Annotated in this window: 13 protein-coding genes; 4 read left to right on the forward strand and 9 right to left on the reverse strand. The window is 62.9% G+C overall.

Going from position 1 to position 23,357, the window contains the following annotated elements:
* Positions 1-224: 224 nt before the first annotated feature.
* From AC57B6_RS12770 to AC57B6_RS12785, 4 genes are all read left to right on the forward strand, one after another.
* Positions 225-3,899 carry a PAS domain S-box protein gene (locus AC57B6_RS12770; RefSeq protein ID WP_496421468.1) on the forward strand — a complete coding sequence of 1,225 codons (3,675 nt, stop codon included), beginning with the start codon at positions 225-227 and terminating at the stop codon, positions 3,897-3,899.
* 124 nt (positions 3,900-4,023) lie between these two features.
* Positions 4,024-5,196, forward strand: a complete 1,173-nt coding sequence (locus AC57B6_RS12775; protein WP_496421469.1) for a response regulator — start codon at positions 4,024-4,026, stop codon at positions 5,194-5,196.
* 22 nt (positions 5,197-5,218) lie between these two features.
* Positions 5,219-6,472: an EAL domain-containing response regulator gene (locus AC57B6_RS12780; protein WP_496421470.1), complete on the forward strand. Its 1,254-nt coding sequence runs from the start codon at positions 5,219-5,221 to the stop codon at positions 6,470-6,472.
* A 238-nt stretch (positions 6,473-6,710) separates the two neighbouring features.
* Positions 6,711-6,887 carry a hypothetical protein gene (locus AC57B6_RS12785; RefSeq protein WP_496421471.1) on the forward strand — a complete coding sequence of 59 codons (177 nt, stop codon included), beginning with the start codon at positions 6,711-6,713 and terminating at the stop codon, positions 6,885-6,887.
* A 146-nt stretch (positions 6,888-7,033) separates the two neighbouring features.
* On the opposite strand, the gene AC57B6_RS12790 is transcribed toward AC57B6_RS12785, so the two are convergent.
* The 9 genes from AC57B6_RS12790 to AC57B6_RS12830 form a co-directional block, all read right to left on the reverse strand.
* Positions 7,034-7,216: a transposase gene (locus AC57B6_RS12790; RefSeq protein ID WP_496421472.1), complete on the reverse strand. Its 183-nt coding sequence runs from the start codon at positions 7,214-7,216 to the stop codon at positions 7,034-7,036.
* A gap of 105 nt (positions 7,217-7,321) precedes the next feature.
* Entirely contained in the window at positions 7,322-8,752 is a 1,431-nt protein-coding gene (locus tag AC57B6_RS12795; protein WP_496421473.1) for a mannose-1-phosphate guanylyltransferase/mannose-6-phosphate isomerase, read from the reverse strand.
* A gap of 157 nt (positions 8,753-8,909) precedes the next feature.
* On the reverse strand, positions 8,910-9,593 hold the full coding sequence (locus AC57B6_RS12800) for a GNAT family N-acetyltransferase (RefSeq protein WP_496421474.1): 684 nt from the start codon (positions 9,591-9,593) through the stop codon (positions 8,910-8,912).
* A gap of 16 nt (positions 9,594-9,609) precedes the next feature.
* Positions 9,610-10,947, reverse strand: coding sequence for an aminotransferase class I/II-fold pyridoxal phosphate-dependent enzyme (locus AC57B6_RS12805; RefSeq protein ID WP_496421475.1), 1,338 nt, complete (start codon positions 10,945-10,947; stop codon positions 9,610-9,612).
* A gap of 31 nt (positions 10,948-10,978) precedes the next feature.
* Complete coding sequence (locus AC57B6_RS12810) at positions 10,979-11,905, reverse strand: UDP-3-O-acyl N-acetylglycosamine deacetylase (RefSeq protein ID WP_496421476.1); 927 nt, start codon at positions 11,903-11,905, stop codon at positions 10,979-10,981.
* Positions 11,905-19,566 (reverse strand): SDR family NAD(P)-dependent oxidoreductase, encoded by a 7,662-nt coding sequence (locus AC57B6_RS12815; RefSeq protein WP_496421477.1) that lies wholly within the window; start codon positions 19,564-19,566, stop codon positions 11,905-11,907. The genes AC57B6_RS12810 and AC57B6_RS12815 overlap by 1 nt, the downstream gene beginning before the upstream one ends.
* A complete protein-coding gene (locus AC57B6_RS12820; protein WP_496421478.1) occupies positions 19,563-21,098 on the reverse strand; it encodes an LTA synthase family protein in 1,536 nt (511 codons plus the stop codon). Before AC57B6_RS12820 ends, AC57B6_RS12815 begins: the two co-directional genes overlap by 4 nt.
* Positions 21,099-21,884 carry an SDR family NAD(P)-dependent oxidoreductase gene (locus AC57B6_RS12825; RefSeq protein WP_496421479.1) on the reverse strand — a complete coding sequence of 262 codons (786 nt, stop codon included), beginning with the start codon at positions 21,882-21,884 and terminating at the stop codon, positions 21,099-21,101.
* Positions 21,877-23,085, reverse strand: a complete 1,209-nt coding sequence (locus tag AC57B6_RS12830) for a capsule polysaccharide biogenesis protein (RefSeq protein ID WP_496421547.1) — start codon at positions 23,083-23,085, stop codon at positions 21,877-21,879. Before AC57B6_RS12830 ends, AC57B6_RS12825 begins: the two co-directional genes overlap by 8 nt.
* Positions 23,086-23,357: the final 272 nt, after the last annotated feature.

A 23,357-nucleotide genomic window follows, 5' to 3' on the forward strand; every position in this document is an offset into this window, starting at 1 on the left:
GTCATCATTGCTGGCTAACGTTTGCGGTTTTATTGCCGTAATAAAGAGAAGAGCATCGCGTCGGTTTCATTTGCTCAATCTTCCCGCCTGATTCTCAACCGACGCAATGGTTCAGGACTGCGATATGCCTGCATTCGAAGAGCCCATCCAACCGGCATGTGTCAAAGATCACGAGCGGCGGGGATAACAATCGTCGCTTCAGCGCAAACCGAGAGCTTACAGTAATGTTTTTCACTTTACGCCAGTCACTTTCTCTCACGCCGGAACAGCGGGCAAAACCCCTGCCAATTCTGTCGATTCATGGTCTCGTGCTTGTGCTCGCCCTTTGGACTGCGCTGGGCTGCGCCATCGTGTGGGACAGCAAGACCGAAATGGCTGCGGCGCGCGATCAGAGCGCCGCGCTGGCCGACGCCCTGGCGGCCCACTCCGAGCGCATTCTGCGCGAAGCAGACCAGATCGCTTCTTTCGTGGCCTGGGAAGTGCAAAACAAGGGCGTGCGGCTTCCGCTGGGTCAGTATGTGCAGGCGGGAGTCCTGAAGCTCGACGGATATCTTCAGGTTGCCGTGATCGATAGGACAGGCATGCTGCGCTCCTCGACAGTAGAAGGGTTCAAGGAAATCGATCTATCGGATCGGCAACATTTCAAGGTCCATCTCACGGACGCATCCAACACGCTCTTCGTGGCGACGCCACTAGTCGGACGGGCCAGCGCGAAAACTTCCATCCAGCTGTCCCGGCGAATCACCGGAAACGATGGAAAATTCATGGGCGTCGTCGTCGTTTCCATGGACCCGGCCGCGCTCACCGACCTCTTCGACCAGCTCCGCATCGGCAACCAGGCGCTGGTGCTCGTTTTCGGTACACAGGATTTCGTTATCCGCGCGAGGCGGTCAGGGAACAAAGACATCCCAGGGGCGACACTAGCTGCCGACAGTCCTTTCCGTAACGCGCTAAAGCAAAAATCTGTCGGCGGGTTCGAGGCTGTCATGCCGATCGACGGTATAAAGCGAACAGTCAGCTATCGCCTGTTGCGAGATTATCCGCTGGCGGTGGCCGTCGGTTTCTCGCAAGCCGACTACCTGGCCGCGTTCACGTCACGCCGTAATCTACTGATGATCGCAGGTCTCCTGCTAACGGCACTCCTCTGTTTCGTGGACTACATGAAAGCGCAACTGTTCCGACAGCTCCATGCGTCGGTGAACGACGCCCGATCGGCCAGAGAACGCTACCGTCTTCTGGTCGAACTCTCACCGAACGCGGTCCTCGTGTACCGCGAGGATCGCCTTTCTTTTGTCAATTCCGCAGGCGTTCGGATGCTTGGCGCAAAATCCGAAAACGAGCTGCTTGGCCGAGCCGCACTAGCCTTCATTCACGAGAAGAGTCGCGAAATCGTTAAAGAGCGTATCCGCAAGGTGCGCGAAGAGGGTGCGAGGACGCCGCCACTCGAACAGACGTGGCTCAGGGTGGACGGCTCGTCTTTCCAGGGCGAAGCATCAGCCGTGCCGTATGAAGACGATGGCCATCCTGCCTCCCTCGTCCTGCTGCAGGATGTCACTGCTCGAAGGAAAGCAGAAGCTGAGCGAGACCGTTTTTTTGATCTTTCGCTCGATCTTCTGTGCATCGGATCCGCAGATGGCTACTTCAGGAACGTCAACCCCGCGTTCCGCAACACATTGGGGTGGAGCGAAGAGGAATTACTTTCCCGGCCTTTCCTGAACTTTGTCCATCCTGCTGACCGGGTTGCGACCCTGACCGAAATTTCCAGACTGGCAACTGGCACGGCCACTGAGAACTTTGCAAATCGCTACCTGTGCAAGGACGGTTCGTCGCGGTGGCTCGCCTGGAAAGCTGTAACGACGTCGGAGGGGTTGATGTATGCCGCGGCGCGCGACGTGACCGAAGCTCTTGCGGCAACTGAGCTGCTGGAGCATGCGAAGACAGAGGCAGAAGCCGCCTCTCGCGCGAAAAGCGCCTTCCTTGCCACCATGAGCCATGAAATCCGCACGCCGATGAATGGAGTCATTGGCATGGTAGAGGTCCTTGCGCGCACCTCGTTATCGGGAGACCAGCTGGACATGACGCGCACCATCCGCGAATCGGCGGGTGCATTGTTGTCGATCATCGACGACATCCTCGATTTTTCCAAAATCGAGGCGGGCAAATTGGAACTTGAGCAAGAACCGGTTGCACTGGCCGAGATGGTTGAAGGATTGTGCAGTTCGTTGGTTGCGGTAGCCACACGGAAAAAAGTGCAACTGAATACCTTCATCTCGCCCTCCATTCCCCAACGCGTGCTATCCGACGACACCCGCTTGCGGCAATTGCTCTATAACCTGGTTGGCAACGCGATCAAGTTTTCGGGGGGGCGGCCGGATCAGACGGGCCGGGTATGTGTGAGTGTCGAGCTAGCCATGACCGAGCCGTTGAAGGTTGCGTTTAAAGTAGTCGACAACGGCATTGGGATGACAGCCGGGACAATCGCAAGCCTGTTCGTTCCTTTCAATCAGGCCGAAATCTCGACAACCCGCCGCTTTGGCGGGACGGGCCTTGGTCTGACGATCTGCCGCCGGTTGGTCGCCTTGATGCAAGGCGATATTTCCGTTTCAAGCGAACCGGGCCGTGGCTCAACCTTCACGGTTGAAATTCCGTTCGTGGCGGCATCGCCAGACCCGGTAGCCTCGTCTCATGATCTCACCGGGATTGAATGCATCGTGATCGACGCTTCGACTTTCAAGGCGGAGTACCTGCGGTTGTACCTCGAACACGCAGGCGCTGGTGTGCGCGTCGCGTCTGCAGACGCGCCAGCGTCGGGCGCAAGCTTGGCCTGCGCCGCTACAACCGTCGTTATCCACGATGGTAGTCGCCCGCTTGAGTTTATAACCCGATTGAGCCCGGGCCATCAAAACGGCGCGGTACGGGAACTGGTAATCCTGTCGGGACAGCACGGCACGGCTCGCATCGAATCTGCGGATCGCGTCGTGCTCGGTGGCGACGGCCTGCGCCGGCAGACGCTGCTGCATGGCGTCGCCGTCGCGGCGGGCCGCGCATCGCCGCGAAGCTGGCGCGAAGAGCCGTCGGAAATCGGCGTAAACGCTCACGCGACGCCGCCTGCGATCGCCGAAGCCCGCGTTCGGGGTCGCCTCATTCTCGTTGCAGAGGACGACGAGATCAATCAGAAAGTCATCCTGCGGCAACTGGGTCTGCTCGGCTACGCAGCAGAAATCGCGGCCGACGGCAAGGAGGCGCTGCGCCTGTGGCATGACAACCACTACACCCTATTGCTGACCGATTTGCACATGCCGGAGATGGACGGCTACGAGTTGTCCACATCAATCCGCAGCGCGGAGAAAGGACGGCCCCGCATGCCGATCGTTGCGCTTACAGCGAACGCGTTGCAGGGCGAAGCCAACCGGGCGAAAGCGGCGGGAATGGATGGGTATCTAACCAAGCCCCTCCGACTGGATGCGCTGAAGGCGGCGCTTGACAAATGGCTGGACCAGCCTCAGGCGGCCGAGGCGTTTCCGCAGGCGGCGGAAAAGGCACCGGACATCGCACCCGGGTCCGCGGTCGACCTTTCCGTACTCACCGCGTTGATCGGCGACGATAGCGCGGTCATGTGCGAATTGCTATCGGACTACCTGGCCTCGGTGCGTCGTCTGTCCCGGGAATTGCGCTCGCATTCCGTAAATGGTGAGGCCAGGCATGTTGGCGCGATCGCGCACAAGCTCAAATCCTCGTCGCGTTCAGTCGGCGCGCTTGCTTTCGGCGACCTGTGTAACGAGCTCGAAAACGCGGGCCGCGCTGAAGACAGAGCGGGCATAACGCACTGGATGGCGCGCTTCGAGCAAGCGTTGCCCGGAATTGAAGGCGAGATCGAGACCTTTCTGAACGGGCAATGAATACTGATTTTTCAAAAACAGACCACGTGACTCCACCATCGCCAGCTTCCGTTGCCAGGCGGAGCCTTTATGATCATGCGGGCCGTGTACGGTGCCCGGCCAACACCGACCGACGGGAACATAGATGACTGCGACAACGCCAATCCTCGTGGCGAGCGACGCTCTCGCCGATGCGCAACTGGTAAAAAAGCTGCTGGACGAAGAATTCGACAACGTCGAAATTTCGACGAAACCGGAATCGGCCGTCCAGGACTTCGAAAAGCATCGTCCCGCGGTGCTGATCCTGGCTTTCGACAGCCTGGAACAGGCGGAAAGATACTATCTTGGCCTGTATCGTTTGAGCACGGCAGTGCATGCGCTGTCGCACCACACTTTGATTCTTTGCAACAAAAACGACCTCTGGCGGGTGTACGATTTGTGCAAGAAGCAGCACTTCGACGATTACGTGCTGTTCTGGCCCGTGACAAACGACGCGCCCAGACTGCGGATGGCGGTCCACCACGCGTTACGGCAGCGACAGGGTACAGGGCTCAATGCTGTGACCAGCAGCCAGATGGCTGTGCAGGCGCGCGCGCTAGGCGAGCTGGAAAAGAATTTGAGCGGTTACGCAGCGGTGAGCGAGCAGCGAGCCGGAGCCGCCGGAGCCTCACTCGTTCAGGCTCAGCAGGCAATTAATCGTGCGCTGGACGCCTTCTCGGCAAAGCTGCCATCCGGCGCGTCTCCCGACGCAGCGGCAGCCCCGGATCCAGAAGTTCTTCGCCAGGAGATCGAGCGCCTGAAGATCGACGAAATTGAAAAGCACTTCCAGACTATTGCCTCGGCTGTGGACACCATGCGGCAGTGGGCCGGCAACCTCACGATGGGCCTAGCCCCCGAACTGGAGTCAGTCCGCGCCTTGCAGTCGTTAGCCGCGCAGATCCGGCCGATGGTCCTCGTGGTCGACGACGACGAGTTCCAGCACACTCTTCTCAGAAAACTGCTCCTGCCGGCAGACGTCGATCTCCTTTTCGCGGCCTCCGGCGCCGAGGCGCTTGCACTGTTGCGCCGGCATCGCCCCGACCTGATTCTGATGGACGTCGATCTGCCCGACGTAACCGGCGTCGATGTGACGCGTCGCGTCAAGGCGCTCAGGCATCTGTCGGACATCCCGGTCATCATGGTTACCGGCCACAGCGAGAAGGCTATCGTCGTCGAGAGCCTGAACGCCGGTGCTTCAGACTTTGTGGTCAAGCCGTTCGAGAGAACCGCGCTGCTTGCGAAAGTCGGCAGGTTTCTGGACGCCTCCAAAAAACAGTGATGCGACTCAGGGCCGTCCCAGCATGGGCGATGCCCTCCTCTACCGGGAAACGACGATGGATATTACTCAAAGACAAATGAAGGCGCTGGTCGTCGACGACGAGCCGTTTGTACTGAAACTGCTGGTACGCCAGCTTGAGCGCCTCGGCCTGGGTGAAATCGCCTCATTCGAACGCGCCCGGGATGCGCTGGCCCTGCTCGAAACCGATGCGGCGTCTGTCGACATAATTTTTAGTGATCTCCAGATGCCCGAAATGGACGGCGTGGAATTCGTTCGTCAGATAGTCAACACGGGCTACGCCGGTCGGCTGGTTATCGTGAGCGGCGAAGATCAGAGGGTGCTTGACGGAGCTGCCCGGCTCGCGAGGGTGCAGGGCCTGCATGTGCTTGGCGCTCTGCATAAGCCCGCCTCCTCCGAACAATTGAGGGAAAGGCTCGATGACGGAGTCGCCGGGCCCGCGCGGCCGGTCCCTCTACCTCGCAAGATATACGGAAGAGACGAGCTCGCCGGGGCAATCAGCAACGGGCAGCTCCTCAACTATTACCAGCCAAAGGTGTCGACTTCGACAGGAGCCTTCGTTGGGGTCGAAGCGCTGGTTCGGTGGCAGCACCCGAAGGACGGCCTGATCCTTCCCGATCAGTTCATCGGGACCGCCGAGCAACACGGTCTGGTCGACGACCTTACGCGTGTCGTTCTGTCCGCTGCGTTGCAACAGACGCGTTTGTGGCTGGATGCGGGCATCAATCTTCAGGTTGCGGTCAATGTTTCAATGAGCAACCTGAACGCTCTCGATTTCCCGGATTCCGTGGAGGCCGCCGCCATGCGGGCGGGCGTCTCGTTGTCGAGTCTGGTCCTCGAAGTGACCGAAAGCCGCCTGATGAGCGATTCCGTCGCACCTCTTGACGTATTGACGCGCCTGCGCCTAAGGCGCGTAGGTCTCGCGATCGACGACTTCGGGACCGGACATTCGTCTCTGGCTCAACTGCGCGATCTTCCCTTTGACGAGCTCAAAATAGACGGCAGTTTCGTCCGGGGTGCGTCCCATGACGCGTCAGCAAAAGCGATCGTCGAAGCAAGCGTGCAGATGGCGCGACGATTGGGAATGAAAACGGTCGCGGAAGGGGTCGAAGGCCTGAACGACTGGAATCTGCTTCGCGACTGCGGCTGCGATGTAGCGCAGGGTTATTTTATCGGCCGGCCGATGATGCCCGCAGACATGCCCAGCTGGCTTGCGGGGTGGGAAAGCCACCGCGCCACCCTTCTCGGGCCAATCTGATGCCCGGCTTGACGATGCCCTGTCTCGCGCTTGTTTCTTCCTCGGACGATCGGCCACGAACGCCGGCCCACGCCCACGACTCAAGCCAGCTGGTCATTATGGCTTTTTCGCTCAGAACAGGCATGGCGTCTGCACGCGTCGCGGAACAATACCGGTGACTTTCGGATATACGCTTTCGCCAGGAAGGTCCCCCATGCACAGATATTTTATGTCCCGACGGGCTGCCATCAAGTACCTCATGGAAATCAGACGCGATACTGCCGATCCGCATCTGACAGTAACCATCGATACGCATTTGCATGAAGGTATGGGTGGCGGCGCCGAACGCGCCCTCTTCGATGTGAGGGCGGGCCGGGTTTCGTATTTCGTGGAGGCAGGCCTGGCGGCTGAGGCGCGAATCGTCTTTATTACTTGACCAACCAGGTTCGCCGGTTCAGTTTCTGCAGAACTGGATCAAAGCTCAGCAGACCAAGGATGCTGCTGCATAACTCGGGACCCGTGGAAGGCGAAAAACCGAGGGAAGCTCAGTCACTCACCCAGGCCTGGTTCGGCGTGCTCATGTCAAAATTGCGTTCCAGCAAATTCGGTGCGACTGGCAAATCGTGCAACCCAAGCGCCCAGCGTTTTTACCGACAAAGATAATCGGCCCGCCGCTTCCCGCTGCGATAGCCCATCAACAAGAACCAGCTTCACCGCCTGCTCGCGAAACTCCTTCGTGTAGCTGCCCTTCGGTACTCGATTCATCTGATCTCCGTTTCGCTCATTCTACGAAACATTGATCTCCACTTTCTTCAGCCTATCTCAATCGCGAGACGGCAGGACGAACCTTGCCGTCTCGCTGGGCCAGCGTTATGCCTTTGCCACGCGACCATAGGTGTCTTCGAAGCGAACAATGTCGTCCTCGCCCAAGTAGGCGCCGGATTGTACTTCGATCAGTTCGAGCGGGATCTTGCCAGGGTTCATCAGTCGATGCGTGACGCCGAGTGGAATGTACGTCGACTGATTCTCGGTCAGGATGGTTTCCTTGTCGCCGTTTGTCACCACCGCAGTGCCCTTGACGACAATCCAGTGTTCCGCGCGGTGATGGTGCATCTGCAAACTCAACTGGGCGCCCGGGCTCACGATAATGCGCTTGACCTGGAAGCGGTCGCCGCTGTCGATGCCTTCGTATGATCCCCACGGCCGCACCACGCGGCGGTGCGTCACCGATTCGTGCCGTCCCATCGCATTCAGTTGCGCAACGATCTTCTTGACGTCCTGCGCCTGGTCGCGATGCGCTACCAGCACAGCATCAGCCGTCTCCACGATGACGATGTTATCCAGACCAATGGCGGCCACGAGGCGGTGCTCGGCGCGAATGTACGAATTGGTCATGGCGTCGGTGAGCACGTCGCCGAGCAGCGCGTTGCCCTGCGTATCGCGTTCGGCGATGTCCGCAAGCGCGGTCCAGGAGCCGATGTCGTTCCAGCCCAGATCCGATACGGCAATCACCGCGGCACGCTTGGTTTTTTCCATCACGGCATGGTCGACCGAGATGTTTGGGCTCGCTGAGAACGCTTGCGCGTCCAGACGCACGAAGTCGTTGTCGTGTTGCGCGCTCTTCAGCGCCAGCTCCGCCTGCAGCGCGACTTCCGGCTCGTAGCGGCGCAGTTCTTCCATGTAGGTCGAAGCCTTCAGCATGAACATGCCGCTGTTCCAGTAGTAACCGCCCTCGGCCAGGAATCGCTCCGCCGTGGCCGCGTCCGGCTTCTCGACGAACCTGTCGACGGCGAAGGACTGCGTGTCGTCCACCAACTGCGCGCCTGCCCGGATGTAGCCGTAGCCGGTGTGAGGCTCGGTCGGCGTAATGCCGAAGGTGACCAGGTAGCCGTCCCCGGCAATGTGCGCGGCGGCTTCGGCCGCCTTAATAAAAGCCGCTTCGCCGGTGATCACGTGGTCAGACGGCAGAACGAGAAGCAACGCCTCAGGGGATTCGCGCATCGCCAGCAGCGCGGCTGCCGCGATAGCCGGGGCCGTATTGCGGCTGGCAGGTTCGAGCACGATCGACGACGACACCGTATCGACCTGGCGCAACTGTTCAGCTACCAGAAAACGCTGCTCATTATTCGTGACGACGATCGGCGACGCGATGCCGGCAATGCCGCGCAAACGCAGCGCCGTTTGTTGAATCAGCGTGTTATCACCGGTCAACTTCAGATATTGCTTGGGATAGCCCCCGCGCGACATCGGCCACAGCCGGGTGCCGCTTCCGCCGCAAAGGATCACTGGATGAATCTGCATGGCTTAATTCCTCTCTACGTTTTCTTGTGATTGAATATCTTCTACATAGCGTGTGGGTATTGATCGCCCCACTCCGGAACTCAACTGCGCGGCAATAGCGACAAGATAGTCATTCTTCCGGTGGCGCTACGCGCGCCGAGCGGTATTTCTTGATCCACTAAACGTGACGCATCAGTTGCATCCGAACCGATTCCAGTTCGTGCGGCAAACGCCGCGAAATCGGGCCCCTGCGTGGCAACTCCACAAATCCCAAGCGTCTATACAACTCATACGCACGTGTATTGCTGACCAGCACGTCCAGCACGATTTGACGGTCGCCGTCGTCATGCGCCAAAGCGGCGCGCATCGCGTCCATGAACAGTGCGGTAAACACACCCGTACCGCGCATACGCTCATGCGTCGCGCAATGCGCAATCAACGTCTGCGAAGACTTCGGCGCGGGCAATTCGCTTTCGAGCACGAGTCCGCGCCACAGCATGCCAACTGTACGGCGCACGCCGAAGAACAACAGCAACATCAACACCACATGCGGATCGTCGAACCAGGTCGTGCGACCGTCTTGCACAGCGAGCACGGCAACCACCGTGTCGTCGGCGGTCACGGCAACGCGGTGGCGTCGGTACGAGAAACGGCCGTGTTCGGACATGAACGCGAATTGCAGGAACTCGATACACGTAGCGGCGGAGTCGCCGAGAAAGAACCCGAACTCACGCACGCCCGACGCGAACATCAGCGGCGCGCAAGCCTGTGCGTCACCCGCCTGCGCCGCACGAAAACGCAGGGATGCCGGATCGTGTGCCTGATGCAGTGCGTGAGCGCGATCGGGTTGAACGACGTACATGGTCGAGTCTTCCTCTTTAGCGAGGCAGGCGCTTCAGCGCCGCTATGGTTCGGCTGATCTGCTCCGGCTCGTGCGTCGAGCAAATAAAAAACCGCAAACGTGCAGCTTTTTCTTCGACAGCCGGATAGAAGATCGGCTGCACGTTGATGCCGTCGGCGAACAGCGTATTGGCCCATTGCGCGGCTTTCAGCGTGCTGCCGGTGATGATCGGCACGACTGCATAGCCCGCACTTTTGCCGGTGTCGAGGCCTGCTGCACGCGCTTCGTCAAGAAACTGCTTGCCGCGCGCGCGTAGCAATGCGACCCGTTCGGGCTCGGCGATCAGGCGTTCGAGCGCGGCCAGCGACGCCGCCGCCAACGCGGGCGCAAGACCGACGCTGTACAGAAAGCCCGGCGCGAGGTGCCGCAGGATGTCGATCAACGCCTGCGATCCGGCGATAAAGCCGCCGCAGCCCGCCAGCGTCTTGCTGAGCGTGCCCATCCATATATCGACGTCGCCGCTCGCCATGCCGCACTGCTCGCGAATGCCCTTCCCGTTCGCGCCGAGCACGCCCAGCGAGTGCGCCTCGTCGACCATCAGGAACGCCGCATGCCGGCGCTTGATGTCGACGAATTGCGCCAGGTCGGGAAGGTCCCCGTCCATGCTGTACAAGCCTTCGATCGCGATCAGCACGCGCCGGTAGTCGTGCCGCACGCGTGCGAGCAGCGCGTCGAGCGCTTGCCAGTCGTTATGCGGAAAGCTCAGGCGTTTGGCGCCGCTCAGTTGCGCGCCCTGCACGATGCTGTTGTGCGCGAGCGAATCGTGCACGACCAGATCGCCTGGACCGAACAGCGAGCCGATCACCGTCACATTGGTCGCGTGGCCGCTCACGAATACAACGCAGTCGTCCACTTCGTAAAACGACGCGAGCGCAGTTTCCAGTTCGCGCTGCACCGGGCGTTCGCCCGCCACCATCCGGCTCGCCGATGCCGATGTGCCGTAGCGGTCGATCGCCTCCTTCGCGCGAGCGGAAACCTGCTCGTCGCCGGCGAGGCCGAGGTAGTTGTAGTTCGCGTAGTTCAGATATTCGACGCCGCCGATCTGCGTAGTCGCGCCGGCAATGCCTTCGTGCACCCGGAAGAACGGCGACTGCACCTGGAGCTTCTCGCCCATCTGCCGCAGAATTTCGACCTGCTGATAACCCGGCATCGCCTCGAAGCTGCATAACGCGGCGCGCGACGCGTCCTGCGCCGCGCGCGTACCGCCCGCGGGCAGCGGCGCGCCAGGCGTCTGCGCCTCTTCGGAGACGCGCTCCAGTTGCCGCATCAGCGCTTTCGCAGCGAGTTGCTGGCGGATGTGATCACCCAATCCCATGTTGTTCTTGTTACCCCGTGACGTACCGCTCTTAAACTAACGATTCAGCCGGAAATTCGGCCCACTCCCACGCGTCGCGCGTGGCGAGCAATTTGGCAATAAGCCGGTAGTTCATTTCATGACTTGGCCGCAACGCAGTGACGCGGCCGAGCAACGGCGCGCCCGCCATCGCCATGTCGCCGACCAGGTCGAGTACGCGGTGCCGCACGAATTCGTCGGGCACGCGCATGCCGCCAAGCACGCGGTTGCCGACGATCGCCGCGGTGCACGACAGGCGCGCGCCACGCAGAATCGGCATGCCGCGCACGTAGCCGGCGACGATCGCGGGGATCGCCCATTTGACGCGTCCGTAGGATCGTGACGGCGCGATCTCCGCCGCAAAACTAGCGGGCGTCACGGCGCCGTCCCAGCGCAATTCGCCAAAGCCCTTCAAGTCGTTGCGTACCGCCATTTCGTATGCGGGCGACGGTTCGATCGAGATGCGGCGCTCGTCACGCGCGCCCTCGGCGTCCACGATCGTCACCGGGTGCAGCACGCGAATGAAGCGCTTCGCGTCCGGCAACTCGATCCGGCCGCACGCGCGGATCGCATCGATCCACGGCTGCGCGCTGCCGTCGAGGATCGGCACCTCCTCGGCGTCGAGCTCGACCGTCGCGCGATCGATCTCGCAGGTCAGCAGCGACGCCAGCAGATGCTCGACGGTGCGGACCCGGACGCCATCGCCGGCTTCGAGCATCGTGCAAAGCGGCTGGCCGCGCCGCAACGCCGGACTCACCGCCAGCTCGGCCAGCACGCGGCCGCCTTGCATGCGACGGAACACGATGCCGCGCGGGCCGTCGGCATCGCCCGGGATGATTCGTACATTGACGGGCCGGCCCGTGTGCAGGCCGTGCCCGCTCAGTTCCAGCGGACGCGCCAGCGTGCCTTCGCGCATGCTCCAGCCTGCGGGCGCGCTCATCAGACAAGCTCCGTTGCAGTGGATTGCATTGGCGTCTGCGCTTCCGTTTGCGCTGACAGCGCATCGGCGACATCGGCCAGTGCGTTCGCGCCGACATCGAGCGCGTGTTGCGCGGCGACCGCCGCGACTTGCGCCGCGACACCGTTCGATTCCGCCGCGTCATCCTTCGTCTGAATCGACTCGACGATCCGTTGCGCGAGCGAATGCACCGTTGCGCCTTCGGCCATCGTCATGATCGACAGCTTGACCTGGAAGCTCTCTTCGACCGCCATCCCGAGTTCCATGCCCATCAGCGAATCCATCCCCATGTCGAGGATCGAACGGCCGGTTTCGATTTTTTCCGGCGACATATGCAGGATGCGCGCGATCTGCGCCTGCAAGGTCTCTTCGACGAGGCGCAACGCGTCCTCGAACAGCAGGCCGAGAATCTGGTCGCGCATCTGCGCACCGCCCTGACGCGCCGGTTCGTGGGTGCCGCGCGCATGCATTTCCGCGTAGCGGCGCGCGCGCGCCGCCGGCATGCCGAGCGACAGCGCCTGCCAGTCGAGCCGCACCACGGCCTCGCCCGCATTCATCTCGACGATCGCACGCTCCAGCGCCGTGAGCGCTTCGGCCGACGTGATCGACAGCCCGCCGATGCGCGCTTGCAGCGCTTCGCGCGTTTCGGCGTTGCGGGCGAGGAAGCCGACGTCGTCCAGCGGGCCCCATGCCATGTATGTGCCCGGCAAGCCGGCGGCACGACGCTGACCGACCAGCGCCTCGAGGAAGCTGTTCGCCGCCACGTAGCTCGACTGGCCCGGATTGCCGAGGAAGGTCGTCGCCGACGAATAGACCACGAAGAAGTCGAGTTTCGCGCTGCGCGTGGCGCGGTCCAGATTCCATGCGCCGGCCAGTTTCGGCGCGAGCACGGCGGCGAAACGCGCGTCGTCGAGATTGCGCACGAGGCCGTCGTCGATCACCATCGCCGAATGCAGGACGCCCTTGAGCGGCGTGCCGCGTGCGGCGACCGTTGCCAGCAGCATGTCGAGCGCGGTTGCATCGGTGACGTCGCATGCCGCGGTGTGCACCTGCACGCCGTGCTGTACGCGCCAACGCGCGGCTTCTTCGGCGAGTTCCGGCGCGAGCGTGCCCGAACGGCTCGCGAGCGTCAGATGACGGGCGCCACGCGACATCATCCAGCGCGCGGTCGCGAAGCCGAGCCCACCCGTGCCGCCGACGATCAGATACGCCGCCGCCGGATCGAGTTGCAGCGTTGCGGCGGCAGCCGTCGCGCGTGCCGGACTCGGCGTGCCGGCCGGATACGTCACGAGGATCTTGCCGATCTGGCGCGCCTGCTGCATATGACGGAACGCTTCCTCGACCCGCTCGGCCGGGAACGCGCGATACGGCAGCGGATGAAGCACGCCGCCCGCGAACAGTTGCATGACCTCTTCGAAAAGACGCGCCGTCAAGTCCGGCAGCGCGCTCATCAATTGATCGGCATCGATGCCGAAATAGCTGATGTTGTTCCGGAACGGGCGCAACCCGATGCGGCTGTTTTCGTAGAAGTCGCGTTTGCCGAGTTCGAGGAACCGGCCGAACGGACGCAGCGTGTCGATGCTGCGCACCATCGCCTCACCAGACAGCGAGTTGAGCACGATGTCGACGCCCGCGCCCTGGGTGCGCTCCAGGATTTCATCGGCGAACGCGAGGCTGCGCGAATCGAACACGTGGTCGGCGCCGAGCAGGCGCACAAATTCGCGTTTCTCGCGGCTACCGGCCGTCGCGAAGACTTCGGCGCCCAGGTGGCGCGCGAGCTGGATCGCCGCGATCCCGACGCCGCCGGCCGCGCCGTGCACCAGCACCCGCTCGCCGCGACGCAGACGCGCCAGCTCGCACAGCGCGTAGTACGCGGTAAAGAATGTGGTCGGCACGGTGGCCGCTTCTTCGAACGTGAGACGTTCGGGCTTATGAGCGATCGCCTCCGCATGGGTGCGCACATGGCTCGCGAACGACGCCGGCGCGAAACCGAGCACCGCATCGCCGGGCGCAAAACGCTGCACGTCGCGACCCACGCGCGTCACGCGCCCGGACAGTTCCATGCCGATCGTCGCGCCAGCAAAGCCGTTTTCGACGGCTTCATCCGACAGCAAGCCCATCGCGTACATCACGTCGCGGAAATTCAGGCCGGTCGCGACCGGCTCGATTTCCACTTCGTCAGAAGCGAGCTCACGCTGCGGCAGCGCGAACCATTCGAGGTTGCGCAACGAACCCGGCGACGCAAAACCGAGCACCGCGGCTTCGTTCTGCGCACGTACCGGAGAAGCCGGTGCGCTGCGCAATGCTGCGCTCGCCGCGGGCAACATGCGCGGCACGTAGCGGCCGTGCGGCGTGAGCAATACTTCTTCCTCGCTATCGGCGGCGAGCAGTTCGCGCGCCAGCACAGCGCTCGCGTCGCGGCAAGCCGGCGATACATCGATCAGACGGCACGACAGTTCGGGATGCTCGTTAGCCAGCACGCGGCCAAGCCCCCACATCGCGGCTTGTTCCGGACGCAATGCGGCGGCATCGGCAAACGGTGTGACGAACGGCGCGCCACCGCGCGTGACGATCCACAACCGCGGCTGCATCACGCCGGCCGCCGCCGCGAGATCGCGCACGAGTTGCGCGAGTGCAAGCGTGGTCTGCTGCTGGGCGCTCATGACATCCGCGCCGGTTGCGTCGACGGGCAAGGCCTGATCCGGCGCGATGAAAACCACGTGATGCGGGCGCCCCGCCGGTGCGGCCAACTTGCTCATGTCGTGACGCAACGCCTGGAGCGCGTTGCTCGACGTGGTGTGACCAGCCGCTTGCAGTGCGGCGGCCAAGGTGTCGTCGGCAGTTGCAGCGGACTGTGCCGCATACAGCAACGACCAATGCATCAACGGGGTCCGCGCTTCAGCCTCATCCATGATCGTCGCAAGCTCATACGGCTCACGCGCGACGATCAGCGTCGGTGCGCCTTCGAGATCGAGCCCCTGCTCGGTATGCCGCGTGACGTTTTCGAACCCGGCTTCTTCGAGATGTTTCGTCAGCGCCGTCGGCGACAGCCACGCAACGCGGCGCGCATTTGCATGAACGGCATCGGCGTCGAGATCGAACACGATGTCCGCAAAGCGGCTATGACGCGGCTCGGCGTTCACGACGAGCGCGCCCGGCGCTAGCCAATCGCGCAGCGCGGCGAGCAGCGCGCGCGGATCGCTCTGCGCGGCCAGCACGTGACTTGCCACCACGATGTCATAGCGCTCGCCCGCCTCGATACCGGACAGGCGCGGCGTATCGCCGAACTCGATGTTCGCGGTGCGGATGGCGGGATGCTCGCTCGCATCGAAACCGCTCAACTGTTCATGCGTGCCGGCAATCGTGTAGTCGCAACGCGACACCGGCACATGGATCGCGAGCGGTTGCAGCACGTCGCTCAACGGCGAATCGATTTCGAGCACGCGCAGGCGGCGCGGCTCGCTCCATGCTTCGATCACGCGATGCAGACATGCGCCGGTCAACGCATTGACGTGCGCCCACGTCGGCGATGCTTCAAAGAAGTGCTCAACCAGACTGCTCCGCGACGGCGGCAGGATCTGCGCACCGCTCACTTCGCCGCGCAGCACAGCAGGCAGCGCCGCGCCGCAATGCGCAAGCAGCGTCAGTTCGGCTACGTGCGCGGGCGACTGCGAGAGCAGATCACGCCACAAGTCGTCGATGCCCGGCAGATTTTCGCAGGCTGCGGCGTCGCGCACGAGACGTGTGCCGTCGCGCCGTGCGAGACCGTCTTCGACCGCGATCTGCGCGAGGCGCGCGAGCAACGCGGGATGTGCGCAGTCCGGCAGCGACGGTTGCGCGAAGACGTTCAACGCGTCGAGTGCATGCAGCGCGTAGGCGCTGGCGAGCACGTCGAGCAGCGGCAACATTTCCGTCAGATGCGACTGTCTGCGCGGCATGTCTTCTCGCGTCATCAGCGTCGAGACGGCGTCTTCCAGCAACGCGCCCGGTTCCGGCAACGTGCGAGCGTCGAGTTCGCCGGCAAGCGGCTTCGCTTCGACGATATACGCGTAACGTGCCGGCGCATGCTGACGCCGACCCATCAGGTCGACACGGCGGAAGCGGCACGCGCCGAGACGCGCGACGATCGCGCCGTGCGCGTCGGCGAATTCGAACGATGCGACGACCGAATGCGGGCTGCGCCGTTCGATCCGCGCGACCACATAGCGAATCGCGTCACCGCGCAGATAGTCGATCCGGCCGAGTTGCACGGGCACGTAGGCGGCGTGTTCGATTTCAGCCGGATCTTCAGCCTGGCCGGGCGCGGCGAGCAACGCGAAGAGCGGATGGAAGCCGCTGTCCATCAACGCCGGATGAAACGCATACGCGTTCAGCGCGGCGTCGGATTGCGCGAGCACGCTCGGCACTTCTACTTCGGCCAGCGCGATGTCCGCAGCGGCGTCGACATGCACCGAACGCACCCACTGGAACGCCGGGCCGTAGCTCAAGCCAATCGCGGTGGTGTTCGCATACAGCGTGTCGCCCGGCATGGCCGGTTGCGCGAGCAGGCCTGCGAGCGTCGCGGCGGGCACCATGCTTGAACCGGCCTGCGCTGCCAGCGCACAACCGCTTGCCAGCAGACGGCCGGTGACGTTGAGCGACCACGCTTCGTCGGACATGCGGTCGCGCGTTTCAATCGTGAAACTTGCTGTGCGCACATCGACCGTGAAGCGGAACAGCTTCGAATGCTGCGGCTGGAACACGACCGGCAGACGAATTTCGAGGTTCTCCACCGCACAGCTATCGGTGCCGAAATGCACGCGCGCCGCGGCGAGCGCCATCTCGACATAGCCCGCGCCGGGGAACGCCACGCCGCCATCGACGACGTGATCCGCCAGCATCGGCAACCCGGCCGGGTCCAGCTGATTTTCCCAGGCCAGCGCGTGTTCGCGCAGACGGTAGCCGAGCAGCGGATGTTCGCGGCGGCGATTGACGAGGTTGTACGCCTCGGGGGTCGGGCCGAGCCAATAGTGTTCGTGCTGCCACGGATAGGACGGCAGCGTCACACGTGCGCCGGCCGGTGCAAAGCGTTCGGCATCGACGCGCGCGCCGTTCGCGAGCGCCGCATAGATCGCGTGATGCAGCATCTGCGCGCTATCGTGATTGCGCTTGAGCGTCGCCAGCGAACGGCCGCTTATGTGGGCCTCGTCGAGCCTTTGCGTGACGTAGCTGCGCAGGATCGAATGCGGACCGACTTCGAGGAACAGACGCACGCCGGACTGGGCGACCTGCGCGATGGCGTCGCCGAAACGCACCGGCTCGCGAATATTGCGCCACCAGTAGTGCGCATCGAGCGCGGTGCCCGCGAGTTCCGCGCCGATGACCGTCGAGACGAAGCAGCGCGCTCCGGCGTTCGGTACGAGATCGGCGAGGCCGTGAAGCACGCTCGGCTCGATCGGATCCATCTGACGGCTGTGGAACGCGTAGTCGAGTTCCAGCATCTGGAAGAAACGGCCGCTTTCCTTCACCGCTGCTTCGAGAACCTGCAACGCGGCAAGCGGGCCGGCCAGCGTGACCGCCTGCGGACTGTTCACGCCCGCGATTTCCACCGTGCCGTCCACGCCGACTTGCGCCATCAGCGCACGCATCGCGGCTTCGCCGAGACCGGCGGCGGCCATCCGGCCCATGCCGCGCGTGCTTGCCTGAGCGCGGCTGCGAATCTTGATGACGTGTACGGCCTGCTTCAGCGTCAACGCGCCAGCAGCCCATGCCGCGGCAACCTCGCCGACGCTGTGGCCGAGGCACACGTCATAGCCGACGCCGCGTGCTTCGATGACCCGCACCACGCCGACCTGAAGCGCGAACAGCAATGGCTGCGCATGCTCGGTAGCTTCCAGCCATTCAGCGCTCACCCCGTCGCGCAACACCTCCATCAACGACGGACTGCCATCGGCGCGCCACAGCGCGTCGAGTTCGTCGAGCGCGGCACGGAACTCCGGTTCTTGCGCGAACAATTGCTTGCCCATCCCGGCCCACTGCGAACCGTTGCCGGAAAACACCAGCGCGAGACGCGTATCGTCGCCCGGGGCGTCGCCTTGCACGAGTGCCGGTTCCGTTTGATCCAGCGTCGGCGTGGCAAGCGCGGCGAGTGCCGCGCGCGCTTCGGTTTCCGTCGACGGTGCGACGATCGCGCGGTGCTTCAGCCACTGACGGCGATGCGCCGCGTTCGATGCGAGCGTGCTCCACGGCGTGCCGTTGTCCAGCATCGACAGATAGCGTGCCGCCAGCGCGGGCAACGCGGCTGCTGTGCGGGTCGACAGCACCAGCGGCGGCAGTTCGGCGTCGTTTTCGACTTGTGCGGTAACGACGGCCGCAGGCGCTTCACGCAACACGACGTGCGCATTCGTCCCGCCAAAGCCGAACGAATTCACGCCGATCACCAGCGGCTCCGCACCGCTGTCGAGCGGCGTCAGACGATCCACGACCCGCAGTCGTCCACCGACAAAATCGATCGCCGGGTTGGGCGTTTCGAAGTGCAGTGTCTTCGGCACGGCGCGATGCTTCAGGCACAGAATCGCCTTCATCAGCCCAGCCATGCCGGAAGCGGTTTCGAGGTGGCCCACGTTGGTTTTCACTGAGCCGATCAACAACGGCCGATCGAGCGGCCGGCCCGCGGACGCGACTTCCATCAACGCGCGCGCTTCGATCGGATCGCCGACCGCCGTGCCCGTGCCGTGCGCCTCGACATATGCGAGCGAGCGCGGATCGACACCCGCGCGCTCATAGACGGTGCGCAGCAACGCCGCTTGCGTGGCCGCGCCCGGCACGCTGATGCCGCCCTGCGAATAGCCGTCCGAGTTGACGCCGGAACCGGCGATCACCGCGTGGATCGTGTCGCCGTCGGCCAACGCACGCTCGAGCGTTTTAAGCATCACCAGCGCGCCGCCTTCCGAACGGACATAGCCGTCGCCGGTGGCGTCAAACGCGCGGCAGCGTCCGCGTGGCGACAGCATCGACGCTTTCGAGAACGTCACGAAGCCGAACGGATGCAGCAGCAGATTGACGCCGCCCGCAAGCGCCATCTCGGCGTCGCCGGATTGCAGTGCCTGACACGCCTGATGCAAAGCCACCAGCGACGACGAACACGCGGTATCCACCGAAACGCTCGGTCCGCGCAAGTCGAACAGATACGACAGGCGGTTCGACGCGATGCTGAGCGTGTTGCCGGTTGCCGAATATGGATCGACCGCGTTCAGGTCGTCGACGAAACGATTGCCGTAATCCGGACTCGCGACGCCCACATAGACTGCGCAATTGCTGCCTTCCATGTCGCGCGGACGCACGCCCGCGTCTTCGAAGGTCTCCCATGCGAGTTCGAGCAACAGACGTTGCTGCGGGTCCATCTGCTGCGCTTCGCGCGGCGAAATGCCGAAGAAAGCCGCGTCGAAACCGGCTACGTTGTCGAGCACGCCGGCTGAGAACGTGTAGCTCTTGCCCGCTTCGCGCTTGGACGGGTGCTGATAAAACTCCGTGCCGAAGCGTTCAGCCGGTACTTGCGTCACCGCATCTTTTTCGTCGCGCAGCAGCGCCCAGAAATCGTCGGGGCTCTCAACATGGCCGGGGAAGCGGCAGGCCATCCCCACAATTGCAATCTGTTTGGTCATCGTTCTGTGATTGGGTGCAGCGTGTGTACAGCCTTATCACGCGGCGTGGCTGGTTCAAGAGTTCGAACGAGGGCCACGCCGATCTGTTCGGCACACAGATCTTTTCGGATAGCAGGCGCGTCGCCGTAATTGCGCCAGATAAAGTAGTCACTGCGAGCCGGTTCGTAACCGAGATCGACGAACACGTGCGGTAGCGCCGGCACGTGATCGCCATAAAAGCAGAGCACCGTATCGCGGCGCCGCGCGCGCAATGCTGCGAGCAGGCGGCCGAGCATTGCATCGGCGTTGGCGAGGTGGCGCAGATAGACAGTCAGATCGCGCCAGCGTGCATCGTCGCCGAGCGCGTGGAAGGCGGTACCCTCGCCTGCCTCGACCGGCTCCAGATGCAAGGGACCGTGGTTTTCCATCGTCATCGAGAAGATGAAGGCCGGCTTGTCGCGCGGTTCGTCGAGCGCCTTGATGATCGAATCGGCCACCGCCAGATCGGACACGTATGGACCCGCGCGCGGCGCGTCGGCGAACGCGGCGATGTCGATGAAGCGGTCGATCTGCAAATGTTTGAAGGCGCGCTTTCGGCCGAAGAAATCCGCATAGTACGGATGGATCGCCAGCGTTTGATAATCGCCGCGCTTGAACCACGACGCCAGTGAGTTGCACGCTCGCCGCACGAACGCGTACGGATAGAAACGCGCATAGCCGAGTTGCGTCTGATCGATGCCGGTCAGCACGGCAAACTCGGTGCGCATCGTATTGGCGCCCCATGCGGGCACCGTCAGTTCGCCGTGCTGGACCGACTCGTGGCGCGCGGTGTCGAAGTTGCGCAGGATCGCGCGATCGATCGACGCATCAAGACGCCGCGCGTCGAAGAACGACTCGCTCTGGATCAGGATCACATCGGGCGCGGTTTGCGGCGCGCCGCTCGCGAACGGACCGGCCGCCAAGGCTTCGCACAATTGACGCGCGGTGGCAGGCTTCATACCGTTCAGCAGGTAGGCGACGAACACTGAGAAGAAGCCGTGACGCTTCTGATCGTCGACGGGGTTCAGCGTGAGCGGCAAGCGCGCGGCAAACACGTAGGCTGCGGCGAGGCAGGCACCGGCAGCGATCACGAGCTCTCCAACAGGCCTTTGAGCAAGGGACTTGTCCGTGACAAAACCGACGATCACCACCGCGATGCCAATGACGATCGCCACCACCGTGCCGATGCTAAGAAACGGCAAGTAAAGCCGCGGATGCGCGAAAAGCTGGCTGAAAAGACTCAGATCGGTGAAGACGAACGGTTCTTGCAGCGATGCGTGCTTGGCGTTGCTCACGCCAGCCAGCAGCGCCACCAGCGCGATCGCGACAAAGGCGGAAAACCTGACGCGCCCCGTGAGCAGCAGCACGCACACACAGATGAACACGATAGCGGCGACGTGCAACGCCAAGGCGAGCGGCGAGCGGCGCAACCACGCGCGCGGCAGCGCAAGCGCTTCAGGCAGGAGCGCGAGGCCGGCTGCGGCCAGGAAGCTGAGTGCGAACGTCGCCTCCACTCAGCGCTCCTCACGCGGCAGATAGGACAGACCATCGAGAATCGCATCCGCCAAAGTCGCAGGCAGCAACGGCAACAGGCGCATGCCGAAAGCGAGCAAGTTTGGGAAAGCGATTTCCGCGCGGCCCGCTTTCAGTTTGCGCTGGATGTGCTGCGCCGCTTTATCCGCCGACCATAGAAAGGGCTTGTCGCCCGGGAAGACGTCGCTCATGGCCGTCTTGACGAAACCCGGCAACACGATCGACATCCGCACGCCGTCGCGCGATAGAACCGGACGTACCGAGTCGCCGTAGGCTTTGATCGCCGCCTTGCTTGCGCAGTAGGCCGGCGAAATCGCCATGCCGCGTAATGCGGCGAGCGAACTGACCAAAGCGATTTGCCCGCTCCGGCGTGGACGCATGCGCGCGACTACCGGCAGCACCGCGTGCATTGCGCCGTAGAAATTGGTGTCGACGATGGCCGCCGTGCGTTCCAGCTCTTCCCAGTCGTGCGCGGATGCGAGCGTGCTGGCTGCGCCGGCGTTGGCGATCAGCAGGTCGATTGGGTGAACGTCGTCGAATTGGTGCAGCCAGGATTGCATGGCTGAGGCGTCGCGCACGTCGATTTGTGCGGTTTCTACCTTTGCGCCTTTCGCACGACAGGCTTGCGCTGAAGATTCGAGGCGTTCGACATCGCGGCCGATGAGGCCGAGTACTACGCCGGGTGCCGCATACGCCAGCGCAAGCGCGCGGCCGAGGCCCGCGCTGGCGCCGGTGATGACGATGTGGCGCGGCGCGGCGTTAGGCATGCGTGGCCGCCTCGAGACGCTGCACCGCGCCGGCTGTCGCCATCGCGATGCCGGTGCGGGTGTAGAAGTCGCCGTTGATCTGGGTGTGGTGGACGACGTAGTCGAGGAAGGCCTGATAGAGCTCCATGTCCGGCTGCTCGCCGTGCCGCCAGAAATCGTCGAGCGTGCCTTGCCACGTCAACCCCGGCATGCTGTAGATCGCCGTGCCGAGCGCGATCAGCGGACGACGGTGATGCAGCGCCGACAAGCCGACCGTGCTGTTGACCACCACTGCGCCGCGCGCGTGATCGAGGAGCGTCGGCAGGTGGCCGGCGTCGATGAAACGCAGACGTTCAGCGATGCCGAGCTCGCGCGCTAGTTGCTCCGCGTGACGACGATAGTCGATCAGGCCGGTGTCGAGGGGATGGTTTTTGATGACGAGCCAGGTCCCGGCAGGCGCATGGCGTGCGAATGAGGTCAGCACCTTGGCGATCGCTTCACGCACGCTGTCGAACGGCGAATGGACGACGATCTGCGCATCCGAATTCAGCTGCAGCGGAAAGATGTAATACGCATGACCGGCATCGAGCAGATCGCGGGTGACCTTGTCGGCATCGCGATGGTGCTGGCGCTGACGCAAGGCGCGGGCAGCCAGGCCTGAGTATTCGAAGAAGCCGTTTCTCGGACGATGGCTGCGGTAGTGCGGAAAGCGAGAGGCGAAAAGCGTGTTGGCGCTGCGATAGCGGATGTCGTGAAACGCGCGTTCGTAGAGGTTATAACCAGTGGGCTGCCCTGCTGGGCTTGCTGGCGTAAAACGGCGCTGATCGATATACCAGGCGGGGTCCCGCGGTAATTGCGAGCGTCCATTTACGCCGTGCTTTTCCAGCGTCAGCCAATGCGGGCGGACGTAACCTTCTTCGAAAACGTGGACGCGCAAGCCATTAGTTTCCGCAACCGGATGCATATGACGGTGAATTTCGCGGCAGTCGCCGAACATTATTACGTCGGTAAAACCGCCAGCTTTCATTCGATTGACATACCAATCTGTTAATTCGCTTGACTGATCGCGGAAATTCCACGAATCGCCACTACCCGCGTAGGCCAGATCGCCACCGCAGTAATTAACTCGACGTACAGCATGGCCGCGCTCGCGCAGTGCGATGGCAAGGCGGCTAAAGAACGGTGAAGCCGTGCCTTGCAGGGCGAGAAAGGAGCGGTGCATGTAAGAACGTCGTATAGCGGCCAGAGGTTCACCGACGGGACACGTACAGATGCGTCCCTTCCCCGCTGACCTCGGTATCGTTTGAATAGCTGTTGCTGGTCCTTCGCAAGGATCGAAGAATACAACATTACGAGAGTAAAAATAAGAAACTGTTGGAAAAATTAGGAAATGTTGCGAAAGCCCTCCATGCTGGATGGCGCTATACATATCGGGTGGCTATAATCAGCCGCCGCCATACTCTGCTTGACCGCCCCTCTTGGGTAAGTTCCGCA

The organism is Paraburkholderia sp. BGA-UO-ETr-F12 (assembly GCF_059567945.1).

Excerpts from the sequence above, each read along its gene's own strand:
- AC57B6_RS12770 (WP_496421468.1), top strand. The coding sequence starts at position 225 with ATGTTTTTCACTTTACGCCAGTCACTTTCTCTCACGCCGGAACAGCGG.
- AC57B6_RS12775 (WP_496421469.1), top strand. The coding sequence starts at position 4,024 with ATGACTGCGACAACGCCAATCCTCGTGGCGAGCGACGCTCTCGCCGAT.
- AC57B6_RS12780 (WP_496421470.1), top strand. The coding sequence starts at position 5,219 with ATGGGCGATGCCCTCCTCTACCGGGAAACGACGATGGATATTACTCAA.
- AC57B6_RS12785 (WP_496421471.1), top strand. The coding sequence starts at position 6,711 with ATGGAAATCAGACGCGATACTGCCGATCCGCATCTGACAGTAACCATC.
- AC57B6_RS12790 (WP_496421472.1), bottom strand. The coding sequence starts at position 7,216 with ATGAATCGAGTACCGAAGGGCAGCTACACGAAGGAGTTTCGCGAGCAG.
- AC57B6_RS12795 (WP_496421473.1), bottom strand. The coding sequence starts at position 8,752 with ATGCAGATTCATCCAGTGATCCTTTGCGGCGGAAGCGGCACCCGGCTG.
- AC57B6_RS12800 (WP_496421474.1), bottom strand. The coding sequence starts at position 9,593 with ATGTACGTCGTTCAACCCGATCGCGCTCACGCACTGCATCAGGCACAC.
- AC57B6_RS12805 (WP_496421475.1), bottom strand. The coding sequence starts at position 10,947 with ATGGGATTGGGTGATCACATCCGCCAGCAACTCGCTGCGAAAGCGCTG.
- AC57B6_RS12810 (WP_496421476.1), bottom strand. The coding sequence starts at position 11,905 with ATGAGCGCGCCCGCAGGCTGGAGCATGCGCGAAGGCACGCTGGCGCGT.
- AC57B6_RS12815 (WP_496421477.1), bottom strand. The coding sequence starts at position 19,566 with ATGACCAAACAGATTGCAATTGTGGGGATGGCCTGCCGCTTCCCCGGC.
- AC57B6_RS12825 (WP_496421479.1), bottom strand. The coding sequence starts at position 21,884 with ATGCCTAACGCCGCGCCGCGCCACATCGTCATCACCGGCGCCAGCGCG.
- AC57B6_RS12830 (WP_496421547.1), bottom strand. The coding sequence starts at position 23,085 with ATGCACCGCTCCTTTCTCGCCCTGCAAGGCACGGCTTCACCGTTCTTT.